11 protein-coding genes and 1 riboswitch are annotated in these 12,479 nt (G+C 59.9%); of the genes, 9 read left to right on the top strand and 2 right to left on the bottom strand.

Annotated elements, in window-relative coordinates; translation table 11 throughout:
- Positions 1-59: 59 nt before the first annotated feature.
- Complete coding sequence (locus tag ACXHXG_RS08060; protein ID WP_104823420.1) at positions 60-530, top strand: RrF2 family transcriptional regulator; 471 nt, start codon at positions 60-62, stop codon at positions 528-530.
- 22 nt (positions 531-552) lie between these two features.
- Here the strand turns inward: ACXHXG_RS08060 and ACXHXG_RS08055 are convergent, their stop codons facing one another.
- On the bottom strand, positions 553-1,401 hold the full coding sequence (locus ACXHXG_RS08055) for a protein-L-isoaspartate O-methyltransferase family protein (protein WP_285167371.1): 849 nt from the start codon (positions 1,399-1,401) through the stop codon (positions 553-555).
- 31 nt (positions 1,402-1,432) lie between these two features.
- Positions 1,433-2,650, bottom strand: a complete 1,218-nt coding sequence (locus ACXHXG_RS08050) for an SfnB family sulfur acquisition oxidoreductase (RefSeq protein WP_457898971.1) — start codon at positions 2,648-2,650, stop codon at positions 1,433-1,435.
- A gap of 193 nt (positions 2,651-2,843) precedes the next feature.
- Here ACXHXG_RS08050 and ACXHXG_RS08045 point away from each other — a divergent pair, with 193 nt between their 5' ends.
- The 8 genes from ACXHXG_RS08045 to ACXHXG_RS08010 all read left to right on the top strand — a co-directional run bounded on the left by ACXHXG_RS08045 (position 2,844) and on the right by ACXHXG_RS08010 (position 12,452).
- Positions 2,844-3,443 (top strand): RBBP9/YdeN family alpha/beta hydrolase, encoded by a 600-nt coding sequence (locus tag ACXHXG_RS08045; protein ID WP_283050872.1) that lies wholly within the window; start codon positions 2,844-2,846, stop codon positions 3,441-3,443.
- Between the two features lie 367 nt (positions 3,444-3,810).
- Positions 3,811-5,226: an FAD/NAD(P)-binding protein gene (locus ACXHXG_RS08040; protein WP_457898970.1), complete on the top strand. Its 1,416-nt coding sequence runs from the start codon at positions 3,811-3,813 to the stop codon at positions 5,224-5,226.
- A 219-nt stretch (positions 5,227-5,445) separates the two neighbouring features.
- Positions 5,446-5,662, top strand: a riboswitch (cobalamin riboswitch).
- A 108-nt stretch (positions 5,663-5,770) separates the two neighbouring features.
- Positions 5,771-6,184 (top strand): DUF1636 family protein, encoded by a 414-nt coding sequence (locus ACXHXG_RS08035; protein WP_104823415.1) that lies wholly within the window; start codon positions 5,771-5,773, stop codon positions 6,182-6,184.
- 10 nt (positions 6,185-6,194) lie between these two features.
- On the top strand, positions 6,195-6,974 hold the full coding sequence (locus tag ACXHXG_RS08030; protein WP_457898969.1) for an ABC transporter ATP-binding protein: 780 nt from the start codon (positions 6,195-6,197) through the stop codon (positions 6,972-6,974).
- Positions 6,975-6,987: 13 nt separating this feature from the next.
- Positions 6,988-7,947, top strand: coding sequence for an ABC transporter substrate-binding protein (locus tag ACXHXG_RS08025; protein ID WP_457898968.1), 960 nt, complete (start codon positions 6,988-6,990; stop codon positions 7,945-7,947).
- 60 nt (positions 7,948-8,007) lie between these two features.
- On the top strand, positions 8,008-9,018 hold the full coding sequence (locus tag ACXHXG_RS08020) for a FecCD family ABC transporter permease (protein ID WP_457899495.1): 1,011 nt from the start codon (positions 8,008-8,010) through the stop codon (positions 9,016-9,018).
- A 75-nt stretch (positions 9,019-9,093) separates the two neighbouring features.
- Positions 9,094-9,654: a DUF924 family protein gene (locus ACXHXG_RS08015; RefSeq protein ID WP_457898967.1), complete on the top strand. Its 561-nt coding sequence runs from the start codon at positions 9,094-9,096 to the stop codon at positions 9,652-9,654.
- A gap of 170 nt (positions 9,655-9,824) precedes the next feature.
- Positions 9,825-12,452, top strand: coding sequence for a mechanosensitive ion channel family protein (locus ACXHXG_RS08010; RefSeq protein WP_457898966.1), 2,628 nt, complete (start codon positions 9,825-9,827; stop codon positions 12,450-12,452).
- Positions 12,453-12,479: the final 27 nt, after the last annotated feature.

The raw sequence follows: 12,479 nt of genomic DNA, 5'->3' as shown, positions 1-12,479 counted from the left end.
GAGTCTCGATCGAATCGTGCCGGGCTTACAACAATCGACTTTGCAGTAAGTGGATAGCGATGCTCACGAAAAAAGGAAAATACGGGTTGAAGGCGCTGGTGGACCTGGCACGCCTCGGGCCGGGCGAAACTGCGTTTATCAACGACATCGCGTCCCGCAATAATATCCCGAAGAAATTCCTCGACACCATCCTGTTGGAACTGCGTAATGCCGGCGTGCTGCGCTCGAAGAAGGGGCCAGGCGGCGGCTATTCGCTATCGCGCCCTGCCTCCGATATCCGCATCGGCCATGTCATCCGCACGCTCGACGGTCCGCTCGCGCCGATCCGCTGCGCCAGCCGCACGGCCTATGAAGCCTGCGACGATTGCGCCGATCCGGAGCGCTGTCATGTGCGCCGTTCCATGACGGAAGTCCGCGACGCGATCGCGGCGATTCTCGACAATATGACGCTCGAACAGTTCGTCGCCGGCGGCGGGCCTGGAATCGAAATCGAAGAGCAGGAAGATTATCGCGCTTCGAATATCGGCTGACCCATTGAGTTCCCGAACAAGCTTAGTGTTCGCCGTCAGTGGCTTTTGAGAACCAAAGATCCCTGTAGATCGCGGCGGCGGATTCATCGGGCGCGCGATCCTCGGTCAGCCAAACCTTCCGGATCGACCAAGCGTCGTCACGGCTCGGAGACTTGCTGCATTGGTCCACATCCGAGGCGCCGACGCAGGGAATGAACCACGATGGCATCAAAGGCCGTGCTGCGTAGCCAGTTTCCGTGCGGGTGATCAGGACAGCAAGCCCTGCCTTCTTGTTGGCTTGCCACGGAAAGATGATCCGGCCTCCGGGCCGCAATGCTTTAAGCCATGATGCCGGTGGGGCGACTACGCCGGCATTTACGTAGATGAGATCGGCATTCGGCAGCGCCAGAGTGGTCGCATCGCCGTGGACGAGGGAAATTCCCTCGAATGGCTCCAGATTTGCGCGTGCACGGTTGGCCAAGTCCTTTTCGATTTCGAACGCATGAACATGGCCGTTTGGCAGGACCAGCATCGACAGGAGCGCCGTATAGTACCCCGTCCCCGCACCAATATGGATTACGGTGTCGCCGGACTTCGGGGCGGCAACGCCGATCCAGGCCGCATGCAGGAACGGTTCGCCATTATTGATGCCCTTTGTTCTGTCCAGAGCGACGAGCGCATTCTGATAAAGAATGGAAGGATCGGCGCCGGGCGTTTCAATGTAGCGCCGATTGACCTTTATCTGCCAAGGCCCAGGACCCAGGAACGCTTCGCGCGGTACAAGCTCGAAAATCCGTTCAAGCCTTTCATCATGGGAATTGCTGGCGGCAGCCATCATTTTCGCGTGAAAGGCCCGTATCTCTTCCAAACTGGCACGGCGATTTGCAGTCACGGTCTCTCTCCACCTTCCGATACAAAATTCGTCAGAGCGTCCAGTTCTTCGGCGGTGTTACGCCGTTGAGATGATAGTTGCCGACGATGTGATATTTCCAGCGAACCGGGTCGTGCAGCGTGTGGGTGCGGGCATTGCGCCAATGACGGTCGAGATTGAGGCCGATGCGGGTCGAAGAGGTGCCAGCGAGCTCAAACAGTGTATTCGAGGCTTCGATGGCTATTTCCGTCGTCAGGGTTTTCGCGGCAGCCACAGCAAGTGTGGCCTCGATCACATCATCTTCCGTTGGATTGATCTGAGCAACATCGATCTTCCTGCCGGCGCGTTCCAGCATGGCTGCGGCTGCCTCGATGCGAATGGCGATCTGGCCGATCCTGGCGATGGTCAGCGGATCATCGGCCGCTCGCTCGACGCCGCTGTCCATCCAGGGGCGGGCGTGCGTTTTCACAAACTCCACGGTCTCGGTGAAAGCGGCGCGGGCAATGCCGAGATCGATGCCGGCATGGATAATTTGGCCGACCGAACCGATGGTCGTCGCCCGCTCGAAGCCCTTGTGATGCGCGACGACAGCGTCGGCGTTAACGTAGACATTATGCAGAATGGTGGTGCCGCTGCCGGATGTGCGCTGACCGAAACCGTCCCAATCATCCATGATCTGGATGCCTTCAGCGCCACGCGGGACAAGTGCCAGGGTGAGTTCGTCGTCTGCGTTCAGCGCAAAAATACCGATCCAGTCGGCGAAAACTACGCCGGTGGAATAGAATTTGCGGCCGTTGACGCGATAGCCCAACCCGTCCGATGTCAGGCGCGTGTTGTATTGACCGGCCGTTCCGGTGCCGACTTCGGAAAATGCATTGCCGAAGCGGTCACCGGCCAGCGCCCTGGTAAAGAAGAAATTCTTCTGTTCCTCGCTGCCATCGACGCGAAGCGCTTCCAGAATGTAGAAATGGCTCTGCGGAATCTGGGCGATCGAAGGATCGGCTTCGGCCAGAATGGCTATGATTTCGGCAAGAACGGAGTTGGAAATATCGATGCCGTCATATTCGGACGGAGTGGTGATGCCGAGCAGGCCGGATTGCGACAGGGCCTCCAGCTCCTCGTAGGGCAACACCCGGTTGATGTCGCGGTCGCTTGCCTGCTGTGCAAATTGGATGGCCAGCGATCGCGCGATTTCCAGCGCTTCCTCGTCGCTTTGAATGCGGTGTGCGAGCGGTCTGGTGCGCTCGTGCAACTGTGAAACAGTTCCCATTCATAACCCCATCAACGATGGCATATCAGTGACTTAGCTGGCGAAAGCGCTATGATCGTAATTTCTATAGATCTACTATACAATAGATTTTCTTTGCTTATCCAGATTTCGCTATCCGCCATAATAGGCACCGAATGGAGAAATTGTAAGCGGGCGGCTCAATGCAGCCATCGCTCGCATCCAGGAGAGCGCCGTGGTCGCGACACTGATCCTTCCGGGTTTAAACGGCTCCGCCGAGGGGCATTGGCAGCGCCATTGGGCGCGCGATAAGACCTCTGCGGCCATCGTCCGTCAGGCTTCATGGTCGAGGCCGGTGCTGGAACACTGGTTGGCGGCGCTGGAGAGAGAGTTGGAGCGGGTGGAAGAAGCCTGGCTCGTCACGCATAGTCTCGGATGCCTGCTTGCCGCAAATCTCGCAGATCACCCCGCCGCCCGGCATGTGAAAGGCGCTTTTCTTGTGGCTCCCTGTGATCTCGACCGGACGGAGAGGCTGCATCCCGGCGCCATCGATTTCGGCACAATGCCGACTAAAGCTCTGCCATTTCCGAGCTTTGTCGTTGGCAGCCGCGATGATCCGTACATGGATTTCGTCGAGCTTCGGCATCATGCCGCGCGATGGGATAGTGAGCTTCATGATCTCGGCCATGCCGGCCACATCAATATCGCCAGCGGTTTTGGCCGATGGGAGCAGGGCTTCCAACTCTTTTCCGCGTTCACGAAGGGGGTCGAGGATCGGCAATTCAGGCGGGCAAGACCACCGTTGCACGACGTCCTGTGCGGGGCCATGCCATAAGCGTCGTCTTCCATGAAAAATGCGGTCGCAAGAAAGCGCTTGCTACCGGCGCATTTTCGCGCTTTCATATACGACTAAATAAGTAGACAATAGCGACAATGACATTTGTCGAGCCGTCAATGGCTCGATGTGTGTCCAGGTTGACGAAGGCAACGGGCTTCCTAGCTTGAATGGGAGCCCGCCCAGAGCATCCCGTCAGGTAGAGGGATGCCCTGGATTCAAGAACCAGAGCGTCCAATGCGTTTACGACGCGCGGCGCTCTAGCGGCCGAGCGTTTGATGGCCGCGAGCTGTGTGCGGGTCACAGGCAAAGTATCAGCGTGCCCTCAGAAAAGCATGATCGACCACCTCTTGCCCCAGGAGTTGATATGACGGTTCAGGGACTTTTTTCTGCCAGGGCAAATGCCTCGGCGCAGGCCTATGCGATGCCGCGCATCGCTGTCATCGGCCGCGGCTTTTCCGGCATGATGACGGCGATCGCCTTGATGAAGACGGTGCGGACGCCTTTTCATCTGCAGCTCTTCGACCCCAATTCCAGCGTCAGCGGCGGTCAGGCGTTGGCTTCCGGCCATAGCAGCGAAATCCTGAACAGCCGTGTGCGCGATCTCTCGGTTTCCGCTGGCGATCCCGATGATTTCAACGATTGGCTCTGTAGCAATGCCGCGTTCCGCAGTGCCGTGCCGGCGGCCATACCGGGCTTTTTGCAGATATTCGTCCCCAAAAGCATTTTCAGCGACTATGTGTACCAGCGCTTTTCCGAGGCATTGTCCTCGCGGCGGGATATTGCGGTGCAGGTCAGCGGCGAGACGGTGATCGGCCTTCGCCGCAGCCATGGCGACCGCTTTTTGGTGGAGAGCGCCGGCGCCGTCTATCCCCCGTTCGACACCGTGGTCCTGGCGACTGGTTACGGCATTGCCGATCACGAGCCGCAGAGCGGCGAACCGGTGGCGACGCCGACGACGGTCCGCGCCCGCCGCCTAGTGTCGCGCCCGCATACGGTCTTGCTCGGTAGCGGTCTGCGCGTCGTGGACCGGCTGCTGCAGATGCGCGACAACGGCTATGATGGGCAGATCACCATCGTTTCGAGACACGGCTTTCTGCCGCAGAGCCACACCCGCAGCAATGCCGATCCGGTCTTTCCTGCAGAAGCAATGCCCGGCAGTCTCAGCGAGATTGTGCGTTCTATTCGGCGGGCTTGCGAGAATGCGGAGGCGAGCGGGCAAAGCTGGCAATCCGTCATGAACGGCCTGCGCAAACATGCGCGCTCCCTTTGGCGCTCGCTGCCGGCCGGACAGAAGCAGCAATTCAACCGCCATCTGCGCGCCCTTTACGACAGCCATAGAAACCGTCTGCCGGAGGCTCTGTATGTCCGGCTGAGGCAGGAGCTGGCGGAGGGCAATACGCTGTCGCGTCGCGGGCAATTTCTACGGCGCACGCCGACCGGATTGATGCTGAAGCCGGCCGGTCAGCAGGGCGTGGAGCAGATCTATGCCGACGAGGTGATCGATTGCCGCTGCCGGGAGCCCGATCTCGATACGCCATTGATGCGGAGCCTGATCAACGCGGGCCTCGCCACACCGGATGAACTCGGTCTTGGCCTTGCTGTCGAAGCAACGGGCGCGCTTTCCACAGATGGCCGCATAATCGAGGGACTTTTCGCCATCGGCCCGCTGGGGCTCGGCAGCCTGCCGGACATCGATCTCGTGCCCGAGATCGTCACGCAGGCCTATGCGGCCGCCGAAGGCGTGGCGGCCCGGTTCTATCCGCAGTGCAAGGCGGTGTGATTGGGATTTTTGTCGCTCGCCTAAGCTCGGAGGCGAGGTCATTTGCCATGTTCAACAGCCCTTATGAATACGAGCTTCGGCCTCATCGCCATGCCTTATTTTTTGATTGAAATTAGTAACGTAATAACATAACAAATGCGCTTGCCATTCACGCCAGCCGGAATTCGGGGACAAGTGCAGACCTCAATGACACTACCATTGCTCGCTTCGATTTTCTGTGAGATGAACCATACCGATGGTGCTGCCGCCGGAATCATCCGGAGGGCGGCTGAAAAGGGAACACGGTGCGGATTACCCATCAGGGGCCAAAACCGTGGCTGCCCCCGCAACTGTAAGCGGAGAGCGCGTTCGCGACATGCCACTGGCTTCATGCCGGGAAGGTGCGAACGGGCTGTGACCCGCGAGCCAGGAGACCTGCCATCGATGACGTCAACCGCAACGGACGGGGTGTTCCGATGGAAATTCAGTGGTTGGGCGAGGGCGCGTTTGTGTCCGCAGGCCCTATCTTGACTTTGCCTCCGGCGAGATCTCCGGGAGGCTTTTCATGGATACAGCGAGAGAGCAGACGCATCGGATCACCGTATGCACGAATTGCCGTCACGTCGGCGCGCCATGCCGTCCCGGTCTTGATTTGCTGAAGCATCTACAGGCCGCCATTACCCAGGCTGGCGCGGCACTTTCCGACGATTTCAGTCTGGAGGGCAGCGTTTGCATGGCCGGCTGCGATCGGCCATGCACCGTCGCCTTCCAGGCAACGGCAAAGGCGACCTACCTCTTCGGCGACATCGCGGGCGAGGCGGATATCGGGGCACTCGTCTCCTTCGCCGAGCTTTACCGCGATCGGCCCGATGGCCTGACACGGGAAGGCGAACGCCCGAAAATGCTGGGCGGCAAGACATTGGCGCGCATTCCGGCTGCGATCGTTTCGGCCGAACGCCAAGCAACGCTCTTGCAGTAGGAGCGGGGTCATGCTGGAAAAATGCTTGCGACTGGAAGCTGACGGCGTCACCTGGGGCCCGCATAAGGGTAAACCGATCATCCGGGACATCAGCCTGTCCGTCAAAGCTGGTGATCGGCTGGCAATCATCGGCCCGAACGGGGCGGGTAAATCGACCCTGCTGCGCTGCCTCTATCGTGGTATCCGGCCGCAACGGGGTTGCGTGCATCTCGACGGCATCGATCTCTGGTCGATCGGCCCGCGCGAGGCGGCGCAGCGTATCGCCGTCGTCCTGCAGGAGACGCCGGGCGATTTTCCCTTCAGCGTCCGCAATGTGGTGATGATGGGCCGCATTCCCCATCGCAAGGGCATGGCGCGTTGGAGCGAGGAGGATCATGCGGCGACTGCGGCAGCACTTGTCCGCCTGGAGCTCAAGGATCTGTCGCTCCGGCAATTCGCGTCGCTTTCGGGCGGCGAAAAGCAGCGGGTATTGATTGCCCGCGCGCTGGCGCAAGAGCCGGAGCTGATCATCCTCGACGAGCCAACCAACCATCTCGATATCCGCCATCAGCTCGAAATACTGGAGCTGCTGAAAGGGATTGGTCTGACGATCATCACGACCTTGCACGACATTAATCTTGCCGCCGATTTCGCCACCCATGTCGCAGTGCTCGATTCCGGCTGTTTGACAGGCCACGGCTCGGCAACCGAGGTTCTGACCGCCGAGCGCATCTCATCCGCATTCCGTGTCGAAGCGAGCCGTCAGGTCGTGGGCGACACATCCCATCGTTTTACGTTTTCTCTTCGATAATTTGGAGCCATCCATGTCTTTCCGCATGTCCTTGTCCGCTACCGCCTTGCTGCTCGGCACGCTCTTTGCCGGTGCTGCTTTGGCCGAGCCCGTCACCGTGCGTAGCTGCAATCGCGATGTCACTTTCGACAAGGCGCCGGAGCGCGCCGTTTCCAACGATGTCAACCTCACGGAAATGATGCTGGCGCTGAAGCTAAGGGATCGCATGGTCGGCTACACCGGGGTTTCCGGCTGGAAGACGCTGGATGAGAAGCTGCGAGACGGCATCAAGGAAATGCCGGAGCTGTCGCCGAAATATCCAACCAAGGAAGTGTTGCTCGGAGCCAATGCCGACTTTTATTTCGCCGGCTGGAACTACGGCATGAAAGTGGGCGGCGAAGTGACACCGCAGACTTTGGCGCCCTTCGGCATCAAGGTCTATGAGCTCACCGAATCCTGCATCTTCGTCATGCAGAAGAACAAGCCGACCATGGACGACATGTTCGTCGACCTGCTCAATCTCGGCAGGATTTTCCGTGTCGAGGATAGGGCTGAAGCCTTAGTGGCCGACTATCGCAAGCAGCTCGGCGCTATCCAGGCGAAGATCAGCCATGCCGACGAGCCGACCCGCGTCTTCGTCTATGATTCCGGTGAGGAGAAGCCCTTCACCTCGGGCCGGTACGGCATCCCGACGGCAATGATCGAAGCGGCCGGCGGCACCAATGTCATGGACAATGTCGAAAAGAGCTGGACGGAGGTCTCCTGGGAGCCGGTGATCGAGAAAAACCCCGAGGTCATCGTCATCGTCGACTACGGCGAAGTCACGGCGGCCCAGAAGATCGCATTTCTGAAGAACAATCCGGCTTTCAAGACCATCGACGCGGTGAAGAACGACCGTTTCGTCGTGCTTCCCTATGTCGAGGCCACGCCGGGACCGCGCAATATCGAGGCCATCGCAACGCTAGCGAAGGCTTTTCACCCGGAAGCGATGTAACGAACGACAATGCCGATCCGTCCAGTCGATCACTGGACGGATCGCTTCCTGGATTTTCGCATGCGTATTGGCCTTCCCATTCTGATCCCTCTCCTGGTCGCTCTCCTCGCCATGTCGATCACGGCGGGCGTTTCCTTCGGTGCGGCACCGATCCCGTTTGCGACTGTCTGGTCGATCGTCGGCAACAAGCTGCATGCCGATTTGCTCCCCGTCACCTGGTCAGGCGGACAGGAAAGTATTGTTTGGGATGTCCGTTTTCCGCGCGTCATCCTGGCGTTGCTCGTGGGGGCCGGGCTTGCGGTCACCGGAGCGGTGCTGCAGGCTTTAACGCGAAATCCGCTGGCCGATCCGCATCTTCTCGGTGTTTCCTCAGGTGCCGCTTTCGGTGCTATCCTGGCACTGCTGCACACGGGGCTCATCCTCGGGCTATTGACCGTACCCTTGTTCTCCTTCGCCGGCGCGCTGCTGGCGATCGCAGCGGTGGCGCTGGTGACCCGGCTGACGCGTTCGCATTCGGCCGACCGGCTGGTGTTGTCGGGTGTCGCCGTCGCCTTTGTCTTTACCGCGCTCGGCAATCTCCTGATTTTTCTCGGCGACCCCAGGGCGGCCAATACCGTTGTCTTCTGGATGCTCGGTGGTTTGGGGCTGGCGCAGTGGCAGCATCTGATCTATCCGGCCGGCGTGCTGCTTGTCTGCCTTGCCGTGCTGATGCTGAAATCACGGGAGCTCAACGCGCTTGCCATGGGCGACGAGACGGCAGCGACGCTCGGCATTGCCGTCTCGCAATTCCGCTTCATGCTGTTTGTTGTCACGGCGCTGCTGACGGGCGTCATGGTTGCCTTTTCAGGGGCGATCGGCTTTGTCGGACTGATGGTGCCGCATTTCGTCCGGCTGCTCGCCGGCGGCGACAACGTCCTTGTCGTGCCGCTTAGCGCCGCCTTCGGGGCACTGACATTGGTCTGGGCTGATATTGCCGCGCGGCTTGTCATGGCGCCAGAGGACATGCCGATCGGCATCGTCACCGGTCTGGTCGGCGGCATCGCCTTCATTCTGATCCTGCGAAAAAGGTGACCAACGAGCGGCATTCACCATTGCCGCCCGCCGCTCGTGGACCTATCTCCCGACGGGCATGCCGGGAGGAAGGGAATGGCCGCAGATCCGATTGTTTGTACGCCAGAGGAAGTGCTGAGCTTCTGGTTCGAGGAGTGCACGAGCGAGGATTGGTTCCGCTCCACCGTTGCTCTTGACGAAGAGATGCGCCGTCGGTTTCGCGACACGCATCTGGCATTGGCGGCCGGCGTGCCGGATCTGTGGCGCGTAACGCCCGAAAGCCGGCTGGCAGCGGTCATCGTCCTCGATCAGTTCGCCCGCAACATCTATCGCGGCACACCGCTTGCGTTTGCGACGGATGGTTTGGCTTTGCAGGAGGCGAAAGAGGCTTTGGAGGTCGGTGCGGATCGAGGGATGCCGGCGGAACGACGGATATTCTTCTACTTGCCTTTCGAGCATGCCGAAGACCTGGCCGAACAGGGCCGGTCCGTGGCACTTTTCCGTTCGCTCGGCCTTGAAGAGCAGATCGATTATGCGGTTCGCCATCGCGCCATCATCGCCGCCTACGGCCGCTTCCCGCATCGCAATGTCTTCCTTGGCCGGGTGTCGACAGAGGCTGAGAAAGACTATCTCGCCGAGCCTGGAGCAGGATTCTGAGGGAATAAAGGTGTAAATGCCTTTGTGTCGCCTTTCTTTGCCTTACAAGGCGTAGGCCAAGGGAATATGAAATTCGCAATCACAGTTTAGGAAGATCCGATCTTCCGTTTTTTCGTGCGGCGAATCCGTTTACTCGCCGCCGGCGACTTTACTGCGACGAGGAGCTTTGCTTGCGCCCGCTGAAACACCGTCTCCGTTTTTTGCCCGTGCTGCTTATGGGGCTGAGCGCAGCCATTGTTGCCGGCCCTTTGATGGGCGGGCAGGCTTTTGCGCAAAGCCAGCAGCAGGCACAACCGACGCAGCCGGAACAGCAGCCCGCAGGCCAAGCGCCGCAGTCGGCGCAGCTCGCCAATGGTTTGCTGGAGACTGCCGTTGCCGATCTCGCCAAGGCTAAGAAGGACTTCGCCTCGATCGAAGGTGACTCCAAGGAAGAGGGCGCTGATGACAATGCGCTGGTCGCCCTTTCCGGCCGGGCGGACGAGCTCAATCGCTCCGTAGCGGCGATTTCGGCGCGGCTGAAGCCGCGCACTACCGAGATCGATGCGCGCCTGACACAGCTCGGTGCGCCGCCCAAGGAGGGGCAGCCGCCGGAAGCCGCGATCGTTACCCAGGAGCGCGACCGTCTCAACGCCGAACGTTCGCAGATCAGCGCCGTGACTGTCGACGCCGACAATCTCGTTGCTGCGAGTAACCGGCTTGTGATGCAACTTGTCGAAGTGCGCCGCAAGCTGTTTGCCGAGACGCTGTTCAAGCGTACTGGCGTTTCCGCCACCACATTCGAGGATGCTGGAACGGCCTTTGTCAACGAGGGCGTAGAGTTCAGCACTGCCGTAACAAGCTGGATCGGCTTTGTCGTGAAGGCGAAGCTTGGGTCGCTTATGGCTGCCCTCTTCCTGTCGCTTGGTGCGGCGTTGATTTTTCTGTCCGGAGGCTACCGGTTGTTCCGCAGATATTATGTGCGGGACGAAAACATTGAAAATCCGCCCTATATTAGCCGCCTCTCGGTCGCCTTCTGGTCAACGCTGATCCGCACGCTGTCGCTGGTCGCATTCCTCGTTACGTCCTTTTTCTTCCTGTCGAATTTCAACGTGCTGCGGCCGGATATCGCGCCTGTCCTGGCCGCTCTCTTCGGCTTCATCGGGCTGGTCTATTTCGTCGGCCGCCTGGCCAATGCCGTTTTTGCGCCCTTCAGGCCGCATTGGCGGCTCGTCAAGCTGTCCAACAAAGGTGCCCGCTCGCTGAGCTGGTGCATGCAGGCCATGGCCGTCGTCAACGGTCTTGATTATGTTTTCGACCGCATCAGCGAATCCATGGGATCGCCGGTTGTCGTCACGGTGGCGAAGAGCTTCTTTGCGGCTCTGTTGATCGGTCTTATCCTGATTGCCGCCTCCTTCGGTTCGCCGATCCTTGCAAAGAACGGCAATCCCGATGCTCCAGGCCGTCGTTGGCCGCATGGCATGGCGATCATCCTTCGGGTGCTCGGTACATTGCTGATCTTCACGGCTTTTATCGGCTATGTCGGCCTGGCGCGCTTCATTGCAACGCAGTTGATCGTCACCAGCGCCGTTCTGGCGACCATGTATCTCGGCTTCCAGCTCGGCAAGTCGGTGTCGAGGCAGGGCGTTTTTGCCGAGACGATCATTGGACGTTTCCTCGAAAGCCGTTTCGCGCTCGGCGACGTTGCGCTCGATCAGGCTGGTCTCGGGGCCGGCCTTGCGACCTACGCTGTCGCGCTCATGACCGGCATACCACTGATCCTGTTGTCCTGGGGATTCCATATCCAGGATCTGGAGCTGATTGCCTATCGTCTGTTCACCGAAATCCGCATCGGCAACATGTCGATTTCGCTGGTCGGCATTTTCGCTGGCGTTCTGCTCTTTGCCGGCGGTTATCTCGTGACGCGTTGGTTCCAGCGCTGGCTGGACAGCAACGTCATGGCGCGCGGCCAGGTGGACTTGGGTGTCCGCAACTCTGTGAAGACCGGCATCGGCTATCTCGGCGTAGCGGTGGCGTCTATCATCGCCATTTCGGCTGCCGGCATCGACCTGTCGAGTCTGGCGCTCGTCGCCAGCGCGCTCTCGGTCGGTATCGGTTTCGGCCTGCAGAATATCGTGTCGAACTTTGTCTCGGGCCTGATCCTGTTGGTCGAGCGGCCCTTCAAGGTCGGCGACTGGATCGTCTCGGGTACCTCGGAAGGCATCGTCAAGCGCATCTCGGTACGCGCCACTGAGATCGAAACCTTCCGCAAGCAGTCGATCATTGTGCCGAATTCGGAGCTGATCAACGGCTCCGTCGGCAACTGGACGCACCGCAACCGCTTGGCGCGCTCTGAAATCCCGGTTTCCGTCAGCTTCGATGCCGATCCGCAGAGGGTGATGGACATTCTGCTGGAGCTGGTGCGCGACATCCCGAAGGTACTCAGAAATCCCGAGCCGCATGTCGAATTCCTGCGCATCGGTCCGTCCTCGCTCGATTTCGAAATGCGCTTCTATCTCTCCGATCTCTCCGACGGCATGGAAATCCGCAACAATCTGCGCATCGATATTCTGAAACGGTTTCGGGCGGAGGGGATTGCTATTCCCTATCCGCATCAGGAGCTGCACATCGTCCGCGACAGCAAGCGCGGCAGGCAGACCGATCTGCTGGCGACCACCAATCTGGCCGACTCCGCAGATGGGCCGGAAGTCGTCAATGAAGATGTCGTGAAAGACATCGCTCCGCAGGTCGAAGAGGAACTGCCGGAGCCGCTGGAGGTCAGGAGCGGCACTCGTCGTCGCGGCAAGGCATCTGCCCAGTGATGTGATCGGACGGCGTGGCAGCGGGCG

The organism is Rhizobium sp. LEGMi-198b (assembly GCF_054114205.1).
Note: the sequence above shows the minus strand (reverse complement) of the source record. Positions and strands in the feature narration are given on the sequence as shown.